At 57.0% G+C, this 21,243-nt stretch carries 20 protein-coding genes; all 20 read left to right on the top strand.

Going from position 1 to position 21,243, the window contains the following annotated elements:
• Window positions 1-8 precede the first annotated feature (8 nt).
• The 20 genes from lpxD to gmd all read left to right on the top strand — a co-directional run bounded on the left by lpxD (window position 9) and on the right by gmd (window position 21,234).
• Entirely contained in the window at window positions 9-1,025 is a 1,017-nt protein-coding gene (gene lpxD, locus DPEP_RS01285; protein ID WP_005658914.1) for a UDP-3-O-(3-hydroxymyristoyl)glucosamine N-acyltransferase, read from the top strand.
• Between the two features lies 1 nt (window position 1,026).
• Window positions 1,027-1,860 carry a UDP-3-O-acyl-N-acetylglucosamine deacetylase gene (gene lpxC, locus DPEP_RS01280; protein WP_005658912.1) on the top strand — a complete coding sequence of 278 codons (834 nt, stop codon included), beginning with the start codon at window positions 1,027-1,029 and terminating at the stop codon, window positions 1,858-1,860.
• A 5-nt stretch (window positions 1,861-1,865) separates the two neighbouring features.
• Window positions 1,866-2,297, top strand: coding sequence for a 3-hydroxyacyl-ACP dehydratase FabZ (fabZ, locus tag DPEP_RS01275; protein WP_005658910.1), 432 nt, complete (start codon window positions 1,866-1,868; stop codon window positions 2,295-2,297).
• Window positions 2,298-2,304: 7 nt separating this feature from the next.
• Window positions 2,305-3,093 carry an acyl-ACP--UDP-N-acetylglucosamine O-acyltransferase gene (lpxA, locus tag DPEP_RS01270; protein ID WP_005658908.1) on the top strand — a complete coding sequence of 263 codons (789 nt, stop codon included), beginning with the start codon at window positions 2,305-2,307 and terminating at the stop codon, window positions 3,091-3,093.
• Window positions 3,090-3,563 (top strand): KdsC family phosphatase, encoded by a 474-nt coding sequence (locus DPEP_RS01265; RefSeq protein ID WP_005658906.1) that lies wholly within the window; start codon window positions 3,090-3,092, stop codon window positions 3,561-3,563. The genes lpxA and DPEP_RS01265 overlap by 4 nt, the downstream gene beginning before the upstream one ends.
• Window positions 3,560-4,657, top strand: a complete 1,098-nt coding sequence (lptG, locus tag DPEP_RS01260) for an LPS export ABC transporter permease LptG (protein ID WP_005658904.1) — start codon at window positions 3,560-3,562, stop codon at window positions 4,655-4,657. Before DPEP_RS01265 ends, lptG begins: the two co-directional genes overlap by 4 nt.
• Window positions 4,654-5,481, top strand: coding sequence for an LpxI family protein (locus DPEP_RS01255; RefSeq protein WP_005658902.1), 828 nt, complete (start codon window positions 4,654-4,656; stop codon window positions 5,479-5,481). Before lptG ends, DPEP_RS01255 begins: the two co-directional genes overlap by 4 nt.
• Complete coding sequence (locus DPEP_RS01250) at window positions 5,466-6,554, top strand: lipid-A-disaccharide synthase (RefSeq protein ID WP_005658900.1); 1,089 nt, start codon at window positions 5,466-5,468, stop codon at window positions 6,552-6,554. The genes DPEP_RS01255 and DPEP_RS01250 overlap by 16 nt, the downstream gene beginning before the upstream one ends.
• 74 nt (window positions 6,555-6,628) lie before the next feature.
• A complete protein-coding gene (locus DPEP_RS01245; RefSeq protein ID WP_198003010.1) occupies window positions 6,629-7,648 on the top strand; it encodes a glycosyltransferase family protein in 1,020 nt (339 codons plus the stop codon).
• 5 nt (window positions 7,649-7,653) lie between these two features.
• Window positions 7,654-9,396 (top strand): ABC transporter ATP-binding protein, encoded by a 1,743-nt coding sequence (locus DPEP_RS01240; RefSeq protein ID WP_005658897.1) that lies wholly within the window; start codon window positions 7,654-7,656, stop codon window positions 9,394-9,396.
• Entirely contained in the window at window positions 9,396-11,675 is a 2,280-nt protein-coding gene (gene lpxK, locus DPEP_RS01235) for a tetraacyldisaccharide 4'-kinase (protein ID WP_005658894.1), read from the top strand. The genes DPEP_RS01240 and lpxK overlap by 1 nt, the downstream gene beginning before the upstream one ends.
• A complete protein-coding gene (kdsA, locus tag DPEP_RS01230; RefSeq protein WP_005658892.1) occupies window positions 11,644-12,504 on the top strand; it encodes a 3-deoxy-8-phosphooctulonate synthase in 861 nt (286 codons plus the stop codon). The genes lpxK and kdsA overlap by 32 nt, the downstream gene beginning before the upstream one ends.
• Window positions 12,501-13,508, top strand: coding sequence for a KpsF/GutQ family sugar-phosphate isomerase (locus DPEP_RS01225; RefSeq protein WP_005658890.1), 1,008 nt, complete (start codon window positions 12,501-12,503; stop codon window positions 13,506-13,508). The genes kdsA and DPEP_RS01225 overlap by 4 nt, the downstream gene beginning before the upstream one ends.
• A gap of 1 nt (window position 13,509) precedes the next feature.
• On the top strand, window positions 13,510-14,772 hold the full coding sequence (locus DPEP_RS01220) for a 3-deoxy-D-manno-octulosonic acid transferase (protein WP_005658888.1): 1,263 nt from the start codon (window positions 13,510-13,512) through the stop codon (window positions 14,770-14,772).
• A 28-nt stretch (window positions 14,773-14,800) separates the two neighbouring features.
• Window positions 14,801-16,015, top strand: coding sequence for a hypothetical protein (locus DPEP_RS01215; RefSeq protein WP_005658886.1), 1,215 nt, complete (start codon window positions 14,801-14,803; stop codon window positions 16,013-16,015).
• A gap of 1 nt (window position 16,016) precedes the next feature.
• A complete protein-coding gene (gene kdsB, locus DPEP_RS01210; RefSeq protein WP_005658885.1) occupies window positions 16,017-16,745 on the top strand; it encodes a 3-deoxy-manno-octulosonate cytidylyltransferase in 729 nt (242 codons plus the stop codon).
• A complete protein-coding gene (gene larC / locus DPEP_RS01205) occupies window positions 16,742-17,962 on the top strand; it encodes a nickel pincer cofactor biosynthesis protein LarC (protein ID WP_005658883.1) in 1,221 nt (406 codons plus the stop codon). The genes kdsB and larC overlap by 4 nt, the downstream gene beginning before the upstream one ends.
• A complete protein-coding gene (locus tag DPEP_RS01200) occupies window positions 17,952-19,121 on the top strand; it encodes a mitochondrial fission ELM1 family protein (protein WP_005658881.1) in 1,170 nt (389 codons plus the stop codon). Before larC ends, DPEP_RS01200 begins: the two co-directional genes overlap by 11 nt.
• Window positions 19,118-20,143 carry a glycosyltransferase family 4 protein gene (locus DPEP_RS01195; protein ID WP_005658879.1) on the top strand — a complete coding sequence of 342 codons (1,026 nt, stop codon included), beginning with the start codon at window positions 19,118-19,120 and terminating at the stop codon, window positions 20,141-20,143. The genes DPEP_RS01200 and DPEP_RS01195 overlap by 4 nt, the downstream gene beginning before the upstream one ends.
• Entirely contained in the window at window positions 20,140-21,234 is a 1,095-nt protein-coding gene (gene gmd, locus DPEP_RS01190; protein WP_005658878.1) for a GDP-mannose 4,6-dehydratase, read from the top strand. Before DPEP_RS01195 ends, gmd begins: the two co-directional genes overlap by 4 nt.
• Window positions 21,235-21,243: the final 9 nt, after the last annotated feature.

The raw sequence follows: 21,243 nt of genomic DNA, 5'->3' as shown, positions 1-21,243 counted from the left end.
AGCTTTATATGTCTTACAGTCTGAGTCAGCTTTCCGAGATACTGGAGGGCCGATGTATAGGAAACGGGGATGTCCTGATCGGCAGAGTCTCCACCCCGGAGGGTGCCTCCGGGGACAGCATAGTGGTGGTCCTGGACGGAAAGGTATTGAAGGATATCCCCGGCGGGGTGTCGATAGTCGGTAAAGAAGAGGTGTTTTCCGACGGCAGAAGAGGCATCTCCGTTCGGGAACCACGACTGGCCATGGCCGTCCTGCTAGGGCTTTTTCAGGAAAAAGCGACCGTTCAGGCGGGAATAGACCCCTCGGCTGTGATCCATCGATCCGCCCACGTGGACGAAAACGCCTCCATAGGACCTCTCTGCGTTCTGTCCGAAGGGACCTCGGTGTCGGCCGGGGCGGTTCTCAGAGCGAACGTTTTCGTGGGGAGGGGAGTCTCCATCGGCGAGGACTCGGTGATAGAGCCAGGTGTCGTTATATATCAGGGATGTTCCATCGGCAAAAGGGCCCTTATTCACGGCAACGTCGTCATAGGAGCGGACGGCTTCGGACATATACCTGCCTCCGAGGGGCGCCGGGTCGTCAAGGTTCCACAGATAGGTGGAGTTCGGATCTGCGACGATGTCGAGATAGGGGCCAACACCTCCATCGACAGAGGCACCATCGGAGATACGGTCATAGGCGAGGGAACAAAAATAGACAACCACATACAGATAGGGCACAACGCTTTTATCGGTAAAGACTGTCTATTGGCCGCTCAGGTGGGAATAGCAGGAAGCGCCGTCCTGGAGGACAGGGTCGTTATGGCGGCCCGGTCCGGGGTGCAGGACCATACCAGGGTAGGGTCGGACTCTATTGTCGCCGCCCTGGGAGGGGTCACCAAAGACCTCCCCTCCGGTTCTCTCGTCTCCGGTTTCCCCGCCAGGAATCACCGTTCGAAGCTCCGACAGGATGCTTACGTCGCTAGAATAGGGGATCTCTTCGACAGGGTGAAGCGTCTGGAGCGGCTTCTATCGGAGGATAGTTGACGTGTTTCCCAGGTATCTTCTCGATCGAGAGGTCCTTTTCCGAGGGGTAGGTCTCCATTCCGGCGTGGACTGTTCTGCTCGGGTATTCCCATCCGGCAAAAAGGGGATAAACCTCTATCGAGACGGATCTCTCATTCCACTAGATCGTCTTGAGTGGGACGGCGACGGAAGAGGGACCGTGCTTACTTTGCCCGACGGCTACAAGATCCGGACGGTGGAGCACCTGTTCGGAGCCATTGCCGGATTGGGGCTGGACGAGGTCGCCGTGGATGTCGTCGGAGGAGAAGTCCCGGCCATGGACGGTTGCGCATCGTCCTTTGCTGATTCCCTTTCGGGGGCCGGGTTGACTGAAGATGGATTTCTCGACCCAGTCAGGCTGGACAGTCCCGTAGCGGTAGACGATCGATCCTCGGGAAGATCGATGGTGGCACTGCCCTACGATGGATTGAGGGTGACCTACGTCGTAGACTATCCCGGCACTGCCATAGGAACTCAATGCCTCTCTACGGACCTTAGCCGTGATAATTTTATCGACCGGATAGCATCATGTCGAACCTTCGCCATGATGGAGGACGTCGAGACCCTTAGAAAAAATGGACTCTCACTGGGAGGCTCGCTGGAAAACGCCATGGTGGTGGACGGACGGAAAGTCCTGGCCAAGGGCGGACTTCGATTCGAGGACGAGTTCGTTCGCCATAAGATACTGGACCTATTGGGAGACCTGGTTTTGCTCGGTCGGCCCCTTGCCGCCCACGTCATAGCCATTAAAGCCGGCCATTCCATGCATCAGAGACTGGTAAAAGAGATAGCTAAAAGAAGAATATCGGAGGATTGATCGTTATGTTCGACATCAACAAGATAATGGAGTTCCTTCCCCATCGTTACCCCTTCCTTTTGGTTGACCGCATATTGGAGTCAGACCTCGAGCGGGTGGTCGGCCTCAAGAACGTGACGATAAACGAGCCCTTCTTCATGGGCCATTTCCCCGGGGAGCCGGTCATGCCCGGAGTTCTCATAATCGAGGCCATGGGACAGACTGGAGCAGTGGTTCTGCTTTCAAAGCCCGAGTTCGAGGGCAAGGTGGTATACCTTACGTCGGTGGTCAAGGCCCGTTTCCGTCGCCCCGTAAGGCCCGGAGATCAGCTGATAACCACCGCTACCCTGACACGCCTTAGGGGTAAGGTAGGCAAGGTGTCCACCGTGGCAAAGGTCGGAGGCGATGTGGTCGCAGAGGCCGAGCTCGGATTCGTAGTGGACGACAGGTTGGAGTAACCCCATCGTGTCGGTCAAAATACACGCTACAGCCATAGTATCGCCGGAGGCCGAGATAGGGGAGAACGTGGTAATCGGACCCTATTCCGTGATAGACGGGAAAGTCTCCATCGGTTCCGGAACGGTACTGGGCGCTTTCGTCCGAGTCATGAACTTCGTGTCCATAGGAGTCGACTGCCGCATATGGGAGAATTCCGTCTTGGGTGGAGAACCTCAGGACCACGACTTTAAGGGAGAGGAGTCCTGGGTAAGGATAGGCGACGAAGTCGTCCTTCGGGAAGCAGTGACCGTCAATAGAGCTTCCGGAGAGGGTAACGAGACCGTAGTAGGCGACAGGTCCATGCTGATGGAGGGGGTCCACGTGGCACACAACGTTCGAGTCGGCAAGGACGTCACGGTAGCCAACAAATCCGGACTTTCCGGCTACTCCTCCCTTGGAGACGGGACCGTCATGAGCGGGCTCTCCGGGCTGCATCAGTTCGTCTCGGTAGGCAAATACTGTATGGTGGGTGGGGCGTCCAAGGTGGTCAAGGACGTACCTCACTACGCCATGGTGGATGGGCATCCGGCCAAGGTCTACGGCCTGAACGTAGTCGGCCTTAGAAGGGCCGGTTTCACCTCGGGACAGAGGTTAGGCATAAAAAGAGCCTACAGAACCCTCTACAGGTCTGGTCTGACCACCAGGGAGGCCACCGCACTCTTGAGGGAACAGATGGGAGACGACCCTCTCATAGGCGATATGCTAGACTTTATCGATGCCGGTAAAAGAGGACTATGTCCCTGGGCTCGGCGATGAGGATGATCGAACTTCTAGCCATGGACGTAGACGGTACTCTGACCGACGGAGGCATCTACATATCCGCCGACGGTAAGGAGACCAAGAGATACGACGTCAAGGACGGCATGGCCATCGTGAACTTTATGAGAAGAGGCGGAGCGGTGGCTCTCATTAGCGGTCGGTATTCCAAGGCCACTGAACTGAGAGCCTCGGAGCTCGGCGTGACCTACGTATACAACGGTTCGTCCGATAAAATCGGCGACCTTAAGGTCCTGGCCGAATCCATGGGCATCACAGAAGACCAGGTGGTTTACGTAGGCGACGACCTCAACGATATCGACTGTCTAGCATGGTCCGGTATGGGAATCGTCGTAGCCGACGGCACCTCTAAGACCAAGGCCGTAGCCGACTGGATAACCTCGGCCCCGGGAGGCAGAGGGGCCATACGGGAGGTCGTGGATCGCCTGATAGCGGAGGGACTGCGTTGAAACCAAGGATACTGGACAGGTTCATACTGAAGGAGCTGGGAAGCTCCTTTCTGTTCGGGGTGTTGACCTTCACCGTGATATTGGTGGCAGGGGACCTGCTCTTCAAGATAGCCGATATGCTCATCGAAAAGGGCGTCTCCCTGTCCACGGTGCTCAAACTTTTCGTATATAAACTGCCGTCGGTGGTGGTGCTGACCCTTCCTATGTCCTGTCTCCTGTCTACATTGCTCTCCTTCGGACGTCTGTCCTCCAACAGCGAGATAGTGGCCCTGAAGGCGTCGGGCATATCCTTTCAAAGGATCGCTCGACCGGTCCTGCTGGGAGCCTCGCTGGTCGCAATCTCTGCCTTCTTTATGAACGAGACGGTGGTTCCTATCGCCAATCGGGCCGCCGAGAACATCCTGATGTACGACGTGGTAAAGCAGAAGCCCACCCTCCTGAGGGAGAGGATGTTTCTGAAGGACGAGAGCGGCGGCAAGCTCAACAGGGTTATATATGTGGGAAGACTCAGGACGAGAAAGGGTTCCATGGAAAACGTCCTTGTACAGGAGTTCGACGACGGACGGCTGAGCAGGATAACCACCGCCGACGAAGGAAACTGGAGCGACGGGGTATGGACCCTCTCGGACGGGAAAGCCTTTTCCGTGGATAAAGAGGGAAAGGTGGGCTTTCTGTTCGGCTTCAAGGAGCAGAGACTCCCTCTCAATCTAACACCTGCCCAGGTGGCCCGTTCATCTCTTAAGCCAGATGAGATGAGTCTGTCTCAACTGAGGGAACACATAGAGATAATGAAAGCCCAGGGAGCCAACTTGATCCCTCTGTGGGTGTCCTACCACCTCCATATAGCCATACCTTGGGCCAGCCTGGTGCTCGCCCTCATAGGAGCGGCTTTGGGTGTCCGGCCTCAAAGACGGGGCGGCATGGGGGTCGGTTTTGGACTCAGCGTTCTGATAGTCTTTGCCTACTACGTGGTCATGTCCATGGGCCGGGCTCTTGGAGAGAGCGGACACATTCCTCCTCTTGTCGCTGCCTGGCTGGCCAACGTGGTGTTTCTCGGTTTCGGAGGACTGTTGACCTTGAGGGCCAACCGATGAGGACCTCTTCGAAAAAAGGCAAACTGGCCCTTGTGGCCGGAGAGGGCGACCTGCCTTTGGTCATATTGAAAAACCTGGTCGCCTCCGGAGAGACTCCGGTGGTCTATGCCATCCGGCCCGACTGGCAGGATATAGAGGCGTATGGCGTGTCGGTCATACCGGTGAAGGAGATCAACCTGGTAAAGATCTTCGGGAGCCTCGTTTTTCGTCGGATAAAGAGGCTCCTACTGGCCGGTTACGTCTCCAAAACCGTAATCTATGACGACTCCGCCGACAGTGAGATAAAAGGGATAGTTGCTGGTCTGGACGACAGAAACGACCATGCTCTTCTGGGGGCTGTAATAGATCGTGTAGAGAAGCTGGGCATATCGGTGCTCGGCTACGACTCCATCCTTCCCGACATGATAGCCCCAGAGGGGCGTATCGCCGGCCCGGAGCCTTCTTCCTCCGATCTTGTCGACGTAGACTACGGCAGAGCCGTCCTCGGACGTCTGTTGCCTCTGTCCTTCGGCCAGTCGCTGGTGGTCTGTCGTAGGTCGGTCGTCGCGGTGGAGGCCATGGAGGGAACGGACGAAACGGTCAAAAGAGCCGGAGATATATCCGGTGCCGGCGTCCTTGTCAAGGGGATGAGGGCCGATCAGGACCGTAGATACGATATTCCGGTGGTGGGGACGAAAACCCTAGACTCCATGTCGGAGTCCGGTCTGTCTTGTCTGGCCGTCGAGGCGGGAAACGTCTTGATAATGGACCGTGAGAAACTGTCCGAGGCGGCCTCTAGGCTCGGGATATCGGTGATAGGGGTAGCATCGTGTCCATCTTCCTGAGCTGCGGAGAGGTCTCGGGAGACATCCTGCTCTCCTCTCTGGCCGGAGCCCTGAGAAAATCGGGATATACCCGTCCGCTTTGGGGCATGGTAGGGGAACAGGGGGCAGCGTCCGGGGTTGAACCCCTATGGAAAAGCTCGGAGCTTCACATAATGGGCTTATCCGAGGCATTGGCGGCTTTGCCCAGACTGTATAGACTGGCCGACCGCATCGTCAGGGAGATATGTCTCAGGAAACCCGAGGCGGTCGTCGTGGTGGACAGCCCGGACTTCCATATTCCCATGGTGAGGCGGCTTCGTAAAAGCGGTTATTCCGGACCGGTGGTTTACCTGTCTCCCCCCACAGTATGGGCCTGGCGGAAAAGACGGGTAATTCATCTTAGAGAGCTTTTCGACCTCAATCTGCCTCTTTTCGAATTCGAACACAGCCATCTGGTTCGCAACGGCGTCTCCTCCGCTTGGATAGGCCATCCTATGGTGGATACCTTCCCCCCTCCGGTTCCCCCTTCGGAGCCGGACTCGGTGGCGTTGCTTCCCGGAAGCAGAGATTCGGAGATCCGTCGGCTTATGCCGATTTTGGTGTCTCTGGCCAGGCGACTCGAAGACCTAGGACTGAAGCCCGTCTTCTCCCTGGCGCCGGGGCTCTCTCGATCCTCTCGCGATTCGGTCTTGGAGGAAGTAGGAAAATTCGGGCTTTACCGGGGAGAGGCGAGAGATCTTCTCAGAAGATGCGGCATGGCCGCTGGAGCCAGTGGCACAGTGGCGGTCGAGGCTATGATGTCCGATAGGTTCATGACCGTCCTGTACCGGGCCGGAAGTCTGGAATGGTTCATATACGATAATTTCATACGCCTTCCCTTCGTGTCGATACCGAACGTCATGGTCCGTAGGAAGGTCTATCCCGAGCTGTTACAGGATAGGTGCAAAAGTTCGGAGATACTCTCATCCCTCGTATCATACCGTTCCAACCGGAGTATTCGCCGTCGGGTCCATGGGGATCTGGAAAGGTGTCGTTCGATGATGGGCTCGACCGGGGCGGCCGATTTCTGGGCCGAGAGGATATCGAGGCTGTGAGCTCCCCGACCGCTGCTTTGCTCGCCAACGGTCCCGGCGAACTGTGGGGATGGTGCAGACCACTAGCCCGAGAGATGTCCCAGAGAGGATGGAAGATCCATCTTCATCTTCTGAGGTGTCCCTTCGCGACAGGCCGAGAGAGGGAAGTGGCCTTATCTATAGAGGGGATCGACGTCGTTACAGGGCCGTCCGACCCTATAGGTTCCTTCGGGAAACTTTTCCATGACCGATGCGACGTGGTGATACAGCTTGGAGGGGATCTGATGTTCGGTCGTGCCATGGCGGCCTTTCATAGGGTCCCCTTGGCCTGTTATTCCTACGGCTACAAGAAGGGGCTGGACAGGTGTGATCTTAAGGCTACCGCTTTCGAATCTATGGCCCGATCTATGGGAAAGTCGGTTCAGGTTGTGGGAGACCTGGTCTCAGACGGACTCAGGATGGACCCTGAGACCCCCACTCCGTGGCGGGATGGGAGGAGGAAAAGAGTTCTCCTTTTCCCCGGAAGCCGACCCTGGATAAGGAACGTTGCCATGAGCTATCTGTCCGAGATGGTTCCTTCTTTGGTCGATAAACTGGACATACAGGTGGCATCCATGTTGTCCCCCTTCTCTCGTCCGGAGGAAGTCGAGAGTTGGAGGAAAGCCGGTCTGAACCCCTTCACGGGAGCTACAGGAGCGGCCTTGGACGATGTGGACCTGGCCGTTACCCAGCCCGGCACCAACACCCTGGAGCTTCTCGATCGGACGGTCCCATCTATAGTGGCCATTCCCTTCGATTTTCTGAGGTCAATTCCCATTAGCGGGTTCAGAGGGTGGTTTTTCTCTCTGCCAGGAGGAGCCTCTCTCAAGGAAAAAGTCCTTCGTCACGCTGCCCGAAAGAGAGGCTTTGTCGCCTGGCCCAATCGTCTGGCGGAAGAGGAGATAATGCCCGAGCTGGTAGGGGATATATCTCCGGCCCAATTGGCCGACGCCGTGGCGAATATCTTGACCGACGAGGTCAAGCTGAGGAAACAGAGGGTCCGTCTGGAAAAACTGAGAGGTAAGGCAAAATCGCCTTCTTCCGTCTTCTGCGATTTGATCGAAAGGTTGGTATAGCCGATATGAAGCCGTCCCGTTCCATGGAGATCTACCTTAGAGTGCTCTCCTACGCAAAGCCCTACACCAAACGCATAGCGTCGGCTCTTTTCTGCATGTTCGTGGTGTCCGGATGTGCAGTCGTTCCCCCTTGGCTAATGAAAAACGTGGTGGACGACGTCCTCATAAGGAAGGATCTGTTCATGCTCAACGTTATCGCGGTGACTTTGGTCGCCGTCTACGTGGTGAAGGGCGTGGCGTCCTACGGTCAGAAATACCTCATGACCTGGGTTGGCCAGAGGGTGGTGCTGGATCTTCGACTTCAGGCCTACATGGCCTCTCAGTATATGTCACTCAAGTACATAAACGGTCATAGGGTGGGAGAGCTGATATCCCGGGTTACCAACGACGCTACCGTGTTACAGTCCACCGTTACCAACGCCGTGGTGGATCTGATCGTTCAGGGAGTTACGACCTTGGGGATGCTCGGATTTTTGGTATACATAAACTGGCGGCTTACCTTAGTGACCTTTGCCGTGCTTCCCCTCACGGTGTGGGTGATAGATAGGGCCTCTAAAAAGCTCAGAAAGGTGGGGCACGACATCCAGGAGAACCTGGCCGGTCTTTCCGCTCTGGCGGAGGAAGCCCTGTCGGCGATCCGGATAGTTAGGGCCTTTGCCACCGAGGAACAGGAACGACTGCGCTTCGAGCGTCAGAACATGGCCAACTTCAAGGCCCTCATGAGAGGAACCCAGGTCAACGCGATTCTGTCCGGCGCTGTCGAGGTCCTCCTAATAGCCGCTTTGGCCGCCATCTTCTGGCTGGGAGGCCGGTCCGTCGTGGACGGCGAGATGACACCCGGCGACCTCATCGCCTTCCTGGGATATCTTGGCTTTATGGCCCATCCTGTGACGGTTCTAACGAGGGTTATAAGCCAGCTTCAGCACGGTCTGGCATCGGCTGAGAGGATTTTCGAGCTTCTGGACAACAGGGAAAGGGTGGAAGAGCCCGAAAACCCCGTCGTTCTCAGCCCCGTCAAGGGGGCTGTGAATTTCAGGGACCTCTGGTTCCGCTACGACGATGAGTGGGTCCTTAGGGGCATTTCCTTTTCGGTGAAACCCGGAGAGACCGTCGCTGTGGTGGGATCCACCGGCTCCGGAAAGTCCACCATGGTTGACCTCATACAGCGTTTCTACGATCCCGAGAAGGGTTCGGTGGAGATAGACGGACACGACGTCAGATCGCTGGACCTTACCTCCCTGCGCCGTCAGATCGGCGTGGTCCCCCAGGATCCGATCCTCATGAAGGGGACCTTCCGTTACAACATCTCCTACGGCTACGACGACGCGACGGATGAGGAGATAGTGAAGGCCGCCGAGATAGCTGGCATATCGGAGTTCATAGAATCCCTCCCATCGGGATACGACTCGGAGATCGGCGAGAGGGGAGTTACCCTTAGCGGAGGGCAGAGACAGAGGGTCGCCATAGCCAGGGCCATAGTGAGGGATCCGAGGATACTCATAATGGACGAGGCCACATCCTCCCTCGACGCCCAGGTGGAACAGGCCATTCAGAAGGCTATGGACAGGGCCATGGAGGGGCGGACCTCCTTCGTAATAGCCCACAGACTCTCCACCATAAGAGGGGCCGACAGGATATTGTTTCTGAAGGACGGGGTTATCGTAGAGGAGGGAACCCATTCGGAACTCTCCATCTCCGACGGACCCTACAGCAGGCTCTACGCCATACAGCACGGAGATCGGCGGTGATGGTGCTTTTCAAAAGCTATCTGGCCCACGCCAAGGGAGAGAAAAAACTTTCTCCCTGGATGTGCCTGGCTCCGTTGGGCTGGCTGGCCTCTCTCTTCGTCAGGTCTAGAAACTGGGCCTTCGATAGGGGAATATCTCACTCCAAGGAACCGCCTCTTCCTGTTATAAGCGTGGGAAACGTAACCCTCGGAGGAACGAATAAAACTCCCTTCGTCGAGATGATCACCAGGGGACTATCGAAAAGAGGTCTCAGACCGGGGATAGTCAGTCGAGGATACGGAGGAAGCACCGAGGGCCCCCACGTTTTCAGAGGCGGCAAAGCCGATAGAAATCGGGTAGGAGATGAGCCTCTTCTGTTGTCCAACAGACTTCCGGGGATCTTCGTGGCAGTGTCCAGGGATCGATTCGGAGACATCAGGGCCCTGAGCAAAAGAGGGGTTCAGATCGTGGTGGCCGACGATGGCTTCCAGCACAGAAAACTGGGGCGGGATCTGGACGTCGTCCTGGTCGACGCAGCCTGTCCGTTCGGCAACGGCAGGCTGGTCCCGGGGGGTATTCTCAGGGAGCCGGTGGAAAGCCTGAGACGGGCCCACATAGTGGTGATGACAAAGGTGGACCAAGTCTCTCCCGAGGCGGTTCAAAGGCTCTACGACCGGCTGTGTCGAGTGGTCCCTAGACGAAAGATTTTCAGATCCTCTCTGAGGATAGAACGCTGGTGCCTCTGGAACGGCTCTGAGTTCGAAGGGGTGCAAAAACCGTCTGGGAGGACCGTGGTCGCCTTTTCCGCCATAGGCAATCCCCGAAGCTTTCTCTCCACCCTGTCAGGGCAGGGAGTGGAGGTTATAGAGGAAGTCCGTTTCAAAGACCATCACAGATATACCTCGGAGGACTTGAAAAGGATCGAAAGGATCTATAGGTTGTCTGGAGCCTTCGGGGTGGCCTGTACGGAAAAGGACGTCTACAACCTACCCAGGGGCTGGAAGCCGCCCTTTCCACTCATGGTCCCCTTTTTGGAGACCGAGGTGGAGGACGAAGACCGTTTCTGGAGGGCCGTGACCGACGGACTCAGGCCGAAGGTAGTGGTGGCCTCCAACGGATACGGCGAGGACGCCATGGCCTCCCTTCTGGCTCGAAAGATAGAGGAAGCTTTTCCTGTGGCGGAGGTCACAGGCTTTCCCCTGGTAGGAAAGGGAGAGCAATACCTGCAGAGGGGAATAAAGGTCGGTTCGTCACCTTCGGTGACCCCGACGGGAGGAGTCATAAAATACCGTATCGCGGATCTGCTTATCGACGTCCGCTCCGGGCTGTTCGGCCATATCCGAAGACAACTGAAGGCATGGAGGAAAAGGAGCGGCTGCATTCGCACCCCCCTGTGCGTCGGTGACGTTTATCTGTTGCTTCATACTCTGTGGGGGCAGGGGCTGTCTCCCCTTTTGATTGCCACGGCCAAGACCAACTACCTTCACGGCCACTGGATGGCGGAGAGAGCCCTCCTTAGAGGACGGGCCAGGACCGTCTGGACCAGAGACGAGGAGACTGCCGAGGATCTTTCTAAAGCCGGCGTGTCCGCTCGCTTCCAGGGCAATCCAATAATGGACCTTATAGGGGATAATGAAGAGGACGACTTCTCCTGGCCTTCCGAGGGAGACAGGGTTCTCATACTTCCGGGAAGCCGCAACAGGGCCTACGAGGACGTTCGATTGCTTCTGGACTCGGTGCCCATAATGGCGGCCCGGAGGAGCTGTCGTTTCGTAGCGGTACTGGCTCCGACCCTGGATCTTCGTAAAATGGCTCGGGGATGTCCGGGCTGGACCCTGGACGGACGGATTTTGAAGGGGCCGAACTCGGTGGAGGTCCACGTTCACCGAGGGGCTGTGGCAGAGGTCGCTGCAGGAGCTCATGTCCTGCTTGGACTGGGAGGAACGGCGAATCAGGTCTGTGCTGGATTGGGAGTTCCGGTCGTCTCCATATTGGAAAAGGGAAAGTTGGTCCAGCAGAAACTGCTTGGAGAGGCCGAATGGCTCGTGTCGGCGGACCCGGAAAGACTGGCGGAGGCCGCACTCCTGGTCCTATCGGATGAAACTTTGGCCCGCACCATGGCGGAGGCGGGTAGGAAGAGGCTTGGAGCCCCCGGTGCCCTGGACAGCGTCGTTCGCTACTGTTCCCGTGTGTTGGGCTGGTCCGTCCGTTGCGAGGTTTACTCCAGACTAAAGGAATCCCTGGAGAATCGAGGAGAGGAGAGATCCCATGGTTACCGAGATAGAGATCGGCAAAGTTAGAATAGGAGGCGGTCCTTTGGCCGTCATAGCCGGTCCGTGCTCACTGGAGAGTCTTGAACTGTCCATGGAGACCGGAAAGAGGATAAAGGAGATCAGCGAAGAGTTGGGCTTGAACTATATATTCAAGGCCTCCTACGACAAGGCCAACAGGACCTCCATACACAGCTACAGAGGTCCGGGACTCGAAAAGGGCCTTCGTTGGCTCTCGGAGATAAAGGAAACCCTGGGAGTACCGGTCATAACGGATATACACGAGCCCTGGCAGGCCGCCCCTGTGGCGGAGGTGGCCGACGTTCTTCAGATTCCGGCCTTTCTCTGTCGTCAGACCGATCTACTGGTAGCGGCATCGAAAACGGGAAAGCCCCTCAACGTCAAGAAGGGACAGTTCATGTCCCCCTACGATATGAAGGCGGTTGTCAGCAAGTGCAACGAGGCGGGAAACGATAAGGTAATGCTCTGCGAGAGGGGAACCACAATGGGATACGGCCAGCTCGTGGTCGACATGAGGTCGCTTCCCATAATGAGATCCATGGGGTGCCCCGTCGTCTTCGACGCCACCCACAGCGTCCAGATGCCCGGTGGCAGAGGTGACACCTCCGGCGGAGATCGCCGTTTCGTTCCCGCTCTTTCCAGAGCCGCTGTGGGGCTGGGAATCGACGCCCTCTTCCTGGAGGTCCATCCTAACCCCGACGAGGCCCTCAGCGACGGTCCCAACATGGTTCCCCTGGACAGGCTGAAGGACATCCTTACCGGCATAAAGGTCCTGGACGACCTGGTCAAGTCCGACCTGGGTGTATTCTCCCTGGACTGGGAGGACGCTGGGAAATGATGAGCCTTCCCAGCGAGAGGGATTGTCCCGTCTTCGACGACGAAAAACTGGTCGAGATAGGGCGACAGGTCCTTCTGGAGGAGGCGGAGGAGATAAAAAAAGCTGCCTCCAGGATGGGCCCCGAGCTTGCCAAGGCTGCCCGAATCGTGCAGGGATGTCGGGGAAGGCTGGTCATCTCCGGTCTTGGAAAATCGGGGCACATAGGCAGAAAGATCGCCGCGACCCTGGCGTCCCTCGGCACACCCTCCTTTTTCCTTCACGCCGCCGAGGCGGCCCACGGAGACCTGGGAATGGTTCGTCGGGAGGACGTGGCCTTTCTCATAAGCCACAGCGGAACCACCTCCGAGGTGGTCAAGCTCATCCCCTTTTTCAGACGACTGGGAGCTCCGGTCATAGCCCTAACCGGTAGCCTCGAATCGCCTCTGGCCAAGGGTGCCGACGTGATATTGAATGCCTCTGTGGAAAGGGAGGCCGATCCTCTTAACCTGGCCCCAACCAGCAGCACCACGGTCCAGCTGGCCATAGGAGACGCCCTGGCCGGTGTCGTGACGGAGATGAGATGCCTCCGCAAGGAGGACTTCGCTCTTTTCCATCCGGCCGGAGCCTTGGGCCGCCAGCTTCTGCTCAAGGTGTCAGACGTCATGGGGGCCGGCCCCAAACTGCCGGTGGTCAAGGCCGACGTGGCGGTCAAGGAGGCCCTCTTCGAGATAACCAGCAAGAACTACGGAGCCACCACCGTCGTGGATGATCAGGGGATTCTGGTGGGAGTCTTCACCGACGGAGATCTTAGAAGGCTCATAGAGAGACAGGGCGTCTCAGCCCTGGAGGAGAACATCTCGGACGTCATGACAGTGGGGCCCAGAACCATAGGGCCGGACCATCTGGCGGTGGAGGCGGTCCGTATAATGCAGGACGTAGAGGTCTCGGTTCTCATAATAACCGAGGAAGACCGTCCTGTAGGCATGGTTCACCTTCACGAGCTTCTTCAGGCCGGGCTCTCCTGACATGTCTCTGTCGCTGCAACTGTATAGGGGAGCCGCCGCTCTCGGCTTCGCCCTGGCATCTCCCTGGCTGGAACGTAAATACGCCGGATTAGGGCTGGAGGAGAGAAGGGGAATATACGACCCCTCACTTCTGTCCCAACTCAGGAAAAGAGGCAGGCCCCTATGGGTCCATTCGGTGTCGGTGGGGGAGGTTCAGTCGGCGGCCCCGTTTCTTAGAAGGGCCAAGGTAGCCCTGGAGAAGCGTCCGGTGATACTGTCCACCATAACCCCGACCGGAAGAGAGATGGCGGTACGGTTGCTCCAAGATGTTCCCGACAGGGTAATATCCTATCCCTGGGACAGCCCAGTCGTGCTGAACAGGGCCCTGAATGCACTTCGTCCAAAAGTCTACGTAACGGTGGAGACTGAGATCTGGCCGGGGATGCTTTGGGAGATGAGCCGTAGAAGCGTCCCTGCCTTTATGGTCAACGGCAGATTCTCCGACAAAACCTATCTGTCCATGAGGCGTTTCAGGTCCTTCTGGAGGGAGGTCCTCTCCTGCTATACCGGAATGATGGTGAGATCCCGGTCGGACATGGAAAAACTGATCGATCTGGGAGTGGAAGAGGAAAAAATAGAGATAACCGGAGACTGCAAGGCCGACGCCCTGATGGAGAGAAAGGCCGGGCTGGACAAAGACGAAATTCTCGCGACCTTAGGAGGCGGAGGCCCGATCGTTCTGGCCGGAAGCACCCACACCGGCGAGGACGAAATAGTTATGAAGGCCTTCCGGAAGGTGCTGAACCGCTACCCCGACGCCAGACTCGTAATCGTGCCGAGACATCCCGAGAGATCTCGCCGTATAGCCCGATCGGCGTCGGATCTGGGGCCGGTCAGCTTATACAGCCGCATCGAACCGGGATGGCGCACCCTGGTGGTGGACGCCATAGGGGTGCTATTCGGCCTCTACTCCGTTGCGGACTGTGCCTTCGTCGGAGGCAGCATAGCTCCCAGAGGCGGACAGAACATAATGGAGGCCGCCCTTTTCGGGGTGCCCTTCTGCCAGGGACCCCACTACGAGGACTTCGTGGAGGCAACGGATAGCATGGTAAAGATGGGAATATGCACCATGATATCCGACGAGGATACCATGGCAACGGCGTTTCTGAGAGATCTGGACGGCAGACGTAGAGAAAAGGTCGAGGCCGACTGTCGAGACTATTTTCAAGGTCTCGAATCGGCGGCCGACCGTTCCTGGGAGATAGTGGCTCCTTATCTAAACTAAAATAACCTATATCGGGAGGGAATCAATCATGACGATAAACAGAGAGCTTATAGACGGATTTTACGCTAACCTGGATGACCGATCCAAAAAGGCGGTCGACGACGCTGTGGCCAAGATGGTGGCGGTCAAGAAAAAGGGCGGCAAGATAGTCGTGGCCTCCGGAAGCGGCCCCAACATCCACGAAGGAGTCACCACCCTTATAGCCGAGCTCATGGACAAGGGCATAATAGACGGTGTCACCACAAGTTCCGCCGTGATAGGGCACGAGATGGCCGGTTCCCTGGACAGGGTAAAGATGTGCGACGCCTCCCAGCTCGGCCTGCCGGAGGAGAAGATGCCCAGAGGCAACGTCTTCGAGTTCACCAGGATGACCGACGAGGAGAGAGAAGCCCTTCGCAGGGAAATGGTTTTGGACGAGGATCTTCTGGCCAAGGAAGACGAGGTGGAAGGTCACGACGTGGTCAAGGCGGCGGGCAACATGGCCTACCCCATGGGGCTCTGGAACGAGACCCTGGCCTCGGAGATACTGGAGATAGCCAGGACCTACGGTCTTCCCTTCGAGACCGTCGCCGGATGGGGGGCGGACCGCAAGACCATGATAGGAATAGGAGCGGAAAAGGGACTTCCAGTGATAGTCAGCATCCCCCAGATGGTGGGAGGAGGCAACATCGGCCTCGCCATAGGAGACAGCATCCCCATATCCAACCGTAGCATGAGACTGGCCGGAATGCTGGAGGACGCCGACATAATAATAGAGTCGGCCATAGCCCTCTCCCAGGAGCTCCACGACGGCCCCTTCGAGAACTACACCGGTCACGGCATATGGGCCTGGTGGAAAGGACTCCACACCTATCACCTAAGGGAAAAGACCCTCATCCGTATAGACCTGGACGAAAACCTCAGAAAGGCCCAGGACCAGCAGAGGGATAACGCCAGAATCCAGGAGGCCATAGACAAGGGGCTTCCCAAGACAAAGATCTCCGGCATACCCTTCAGGATGGAGATGTCCGCCTTCGCCCGTCATGAGGGAAGCATTCCCGTAATAGGCGACATAGGCGAGATCTGGCCGGTCATGGCCCTAAGGGTCGCCGACGAGCTGGATATTAAACTGGACTTCATGAGCTATAAGCAGGAGACAGAGGAAGGAAAGGCCATGAGAGAGTGGATCGTCGAGAACGTCCGTCCCATAGATCCCGCCAGGATGAGAGCCAAGGCGGGGGAGTACCGCCTCTCTCGGTCGTAACATGGAGATAGTGGCGGTAATACCGGCCCGTTACGGCTCCTCCCGTCTGCCCGGCAAGCCTCTTTGCGACCTGGGAGGCAAGCCGGTGATACAGCACGTCTACGAGAGAACCATGTCCGCCGGTCGGATAAGCCGGGTCATGGTCGCCACCGACGACGAGCGGATCGCCCAGGCGGTCCGCTCCTTCGGCGGAGAGGCGGTCATGACCTCTCATAACCATCCCAACGGCACATGTCGTGTGGCCGAAGCGATAAAGGGCGTCTCCTGCGACGGAGTCGTCAACGTCCAGGGAGACGAGCCCTTTATGGATCCCGCCCTAGTGGACCAGGTGGCCCTCTGTCTCTGCGAAAACCCGGAGATCCCTATGGTATCCCTCAGATACCCCCTGGAGAAGGAGGAAATAGACAACCCCAACAGGGTCAAGGTGGTGGTGGATCAGACGGACAGAGCCCTCTACTTCAGCCGGTCTCCCATCCCATACAGAAGAGTTCACGGTGCCACAGTCTACGGACACCTGGGAATATACGGCTACAGGAGGGATTTTCTGGATAGATACATTTCCCTGGAACCCACCCCTCTGTCGGAGAGCGAATCGCTGGAACAGCTCAGGGCGATCGAACACGGTTACGACATAATGGTCCCTGTGGCACGGGGAAGACACGCCCCCGGCATAGACACCGATTCGGACCTTCTGTGGGCTAGAAAAGAATTGGAAAAGGAGATTTCATGAGAACCCTTTATCTGGAGCCCTTCGCAGGCATAGCGGGGGATATGTTCATAGGAGCCATGATCGACCTGGGGCTCTTCTCTCAAGATGAATTCATCTCTGCCATGAAAGGGCTGGACCTGGACGGTTACGGCCTTTCCATCGAAAAAGGTCTTAGACGGGGAATCTCCGGCACCGACTTCAAGGTGGAGGTCCATTCCGGCGATCATCATGGCCATGACCACGGCCACTGTCACAGACATCTGTCGGACATACTGTCCATACTGGAAAGATCCTCCCTGCCTGAAAACGTCAAGAACAGGTCCGAACGGGCCTTCCGGATGCTGGCTAAGGCGGAGGCCTCGGTCCACGGGGTCGACCTCGAATCCATACATTTTCACGAGGTCGGAGCGGTGGACTCCATAGTGGATGTAGTAGGATCCTTTATGGCACTGCACATGGCCGGGGCGGATCGGGTAGTCTCGTCGCCGGTCAACGTCGGTTCCGGAACGGTGAAGTGTGCCCACGGGGTTCTGCCCGTTCCTGCTCCCGCCACCGCCAGACTTATCGAGGGGATACCGGTTATCTCTCAGGGGGACCCTCTGGAGAGGACCACCCCTACCGGTGCCCTCATACTGAAGACCTCGGTGGAATCCTACGGCTCTCTTCCAAGCGGCCGCATAGTCGCCACAGGCTACGGTCTGGGGGACAAGGACACCGAGCTTCCCAACGCCCTGAGGATAACCCTGCTGGAAGAGGGAGAGGACGAAAAAGAAAAACTTCCCTGGATTCCCGGGGAAGCTGTCGTTCTGGAGGCCAACGTGGACGACATGAATCCCCAGGACTTCGCCTCCGCCATGGAGAAGCTCTTCGACGCTGGAGCCTGGGACGTTTTTCTGACATCTATCATGATGAAAAAACAGCGTCCGGGAACCAGAATAACCTGCGTGTGCTCTCTTGAACGGGAAAGACGGTGCGCCGAGATCATATTGAAAAACACCTCCACTATAGGGCTTCGATGCCGCAGGGAGAACAGATACACCCTGAGAAGGGATGAAACGATGGAGCTCACGTCCCTTGGGCCGGTCAGGCTGAAAAAAGCCTACTGGGGAGATAGGATGGTGAAGAGAACCATCGAATACGACGACTTGAAAGACATATCGGAAAGACATAACATACCCTTGATGGAGTTGAGAGACAGACTTACGTCAGAACTGGGGGTATGGACGGATGAAAACTGACAGATCCGACGGTCCTTCGCTTGTGTTGATCCTCTCGGACGGAATAAGAGGTCACCTGCACCAGAGCGAGGGCATAGCCAGATGGATATCGAAGGATACCGGTGCCGATATCGTAAAGATGGACGTGCCGAAATACGGAGGGGGCAGGAGGGCTTTTCTGCTCAAACTTCTGGGCCGAAGGCTTCCCAAACTGGACAGACTCGGAACGAGACGATGGCTTCACTGGACCGGAGAAAAAGGGCTGGATCTTTTGGAGGGCTATCGCAAGGCCCTGGACGAGAGGGGGCTGTCCGGTTCGGACAGCCTGGTGATCTCCACAGGCAGCTCCGCCGCTCCATTCTGCCTTGCCCTTTCAAGGGTTATGGGGGGGAAATCCTGCGTGGTTATGACTCCCTCGGTCATAGGGGTCGAGCCCTTCGACTACGGCGTGGTTCCGAGCCACGACGGAACAGGCGCAGGCTCCGCCATTGAAACCTTGGGAGCTCCGAACTTCGTTAGCCCGGAGGATCTGGAGAGATCGGCGAAGAAGCTTCTGAGGGATCATCCCGGATCCGAGGAAAAATGGGGCGTACTTGTCGGTGGAGACGACCAGAACTACCGGCTCGACGCCACCTGGGCGGACATGACCGTAGGGGTATTGCTTCGCATAGCCGAGGAAAGAGGACTGTCTCTCTATATAACCACATCCAGACGCACCCCTTTGGAGACGGAAAAACGCATAAGGGAAATCTGTAAGGACAACGACAGGGTGTCCATGCTACTTCTCGCCTCGGAAAGCGACGAAAATCCCGTCCCGGGAATACTCGGAGCCTGCGACAGGGTTTTTTGTACCGAGGACTCCGTGTCGATGATATCCGAGGCAGCTACCTCGGGGGCCAATGTGTACCTCCTGAGGGTGGGAAGACAGCCAGGATGGAGACGGTTTGCCCAGAAGCTTACGGTACGTCTCATAAAATGGAAAATCCTGCCGGAGAGGTTTTTATGGGGAACCCCCAGGTTCGATGAAATGATAGATAGTTTCGTGAAAAGAGGGCTTTTAACCGAGATGCCCTCGGACGTCATGGCCTGGCGTCCTATGCTGAACCGACCTGTCGGCAGAGCCCCGGAGTTCAACGAGGCTCGTCGGGCCGCCGACTGGATATTGGAGAACTGGAAATGAGGATAGTCCACCTCCTGCCGGGGCTGGACGTCGGAGGGGTGGAGCGTCACGTGGTGGACCTGGCCTCGGAACAGGCAAGGTCGGGGCACCATGTGACGGTGGTGTCCGGCGGTGGACGGATGACGTCGGAACTCCATCCCGGGGTCACCCATATAAAGCTTCCCATACACGTAAAAGAGCCCTTCACCGGGGGCCTCTGTGCGTTGAGACTGGCTATTATGGCCCGATCCAGAAAATGGGATATCCTTCACGCTCATTCCCGGGTCCCCGCCTGGGTGGCCTGGTGGACCTCCGCTCTGTCCGGAGTTCCCTTCGTCGTGACCTGTCACGCCATATACTCGCTGAACGCCGGCCTGATCCCATATCGTCACGCCGACGGTGCCATATGCGTATCTCAGGCGGTAAAGGATCACCAGAGAGATTGGCTTCCCCAGCGGTCGACGGTCATAAAAAACGGCATAGCCGATCCGGGTGTTCGATGGGTTCCTCACGACGATAAGGGGCCTTTTCGTTTTCTATTCGTCGGTCGCCTGACCAGTGTAAAAGGAATAGACTTTCTGATAGACGTCCTTCTTTCCATGACGAATCGAGACGACTGGGTTTTGGACGTAGCCGGAGAAGGGTCTCTGGAGGTCCAGCTTAAAGAGAGGATCGCCTCGGCTCGATTGGGCGATAGGATAAACTTTCTGGGATACAGGGACGACGTGGTCGACCTGATGGCCCGGTGCGATTGCTGTCTTTTCCCATCCAGAAGCGAGGGAGCGGGCCTGGTCCTTTTGACCGCTCTGTCCATGGGAGTTCCCCTTATAGCGTCGGACCTTCCAGCCTTCAAAGAGAGCTTGCCTCCTAATGCAATGGTCCCATTGAATAAAGAACGCTGGAGCGACGCTCTAGAGGCTTATCTGGACGGTAAAGCCGTTTTTTCGGAAGTTAGAAGAAACTTTTCTCTTTCCGATATGGCGGAGGAAATAGAGGGCCTGTATCTCGAAGTTAGAAAACGAAAAGAGGTTGAACCGTCATGAAAAAAGCCCTTATAACCGGAATAACCGGCCAGGACGGAGCGTATCTGTCCAAATTTCTACTGGACAAAGGCTACGAGGTCCACGGAATGAAGAGGAGGTCCTCGCTGTTCAACACTGGCAGGATAGACCACCTGTTCAGAGATCCCCACGACGAAAAAAGAGGCCTTATCCTCCACTACGGAGACCTGACCGACTCTTCCAACATAGTCCGTCTGCTTCAGGAGATAAAGCCGGACGAAATATACAACCTGGCGGCACAAAGCCACGTCAAGGTATCCTTCGAGACGCCGGAGTACACCGCCAACGGCGACGGACTGGGAGTCCTTCGTATCCTTGAGGCCATCCGCATACTCGGACTGGAGAAGACCACCCGCTTCTACCAGGCATCCACCAGCGAGCTGTTCGGCAAGGTTCAGGAAATCCCTCAGAGGGAGACCACCCCCTTCTATCCAAGAAGCCCCTACGCCGCCGCCAAGCTCTACGGCTACTGGATAACAGTCAACTATCGAGAAGCCTACGGCATCTACGGCTGCAACGGAATACTCTTCAACCACGAATCCTCCCTTAGGGGAGAGACCTTCGTCACCAGAAAGATAACCAGGGCTGTGGCTCGGATCTCCCTGGGACTCCAGGACAAACTCTACCTGGGCAATATGGACGCCAAAAGAGACTGGGGCCACGCCAGAGACTACGTCGAGGCCATGTGGCTCATGCTCCAGCAGGAAAAACCGGACGACTTCGTAATAGCCACAGGTGAAACCCACTCTGTCCGTGAATTCGTGGAACTGGCCTTCAAGGAAGTCGGGATACCCATAGAGTGGCGTGGGACCGGAGTGGACGAATTCGGATTCGACCCCTCCACCGGAAAGGTCCTGGTCGAGATCGACCCCAGATACTTCAGGCCCACGGAGGTGGAACTTCTCCTAGGCGACCCCACCAAGGCAAAGGAGTTGCTGGGTTGGGAGAGGCGAGTCACCTTCCCCGAGCTGGTCAAGGAAATGGTCTCCCACGACCTGGACCTGTTCAAAAAAGACATCCTTTGCCGGGACGCAGGATACCAGGTATGTCCCTCCATAGAGGACCTGTCTTGATCTAAAAAA

This window comes from Dethiosulfovibrio peptidovorans DSM 11002, from assembly GCF_000172975.1.
Classification (GTDB): Bacteria; Synergistota; Synergistia; order Synergistales; family Dethiosulfovibrionaceae; genus Dethiosulfovibrio; species Dethiosulfovibrio peptidovorans.
This window is presented reverse-complemented; position numbering and strand designations above follow the sequence as displayed.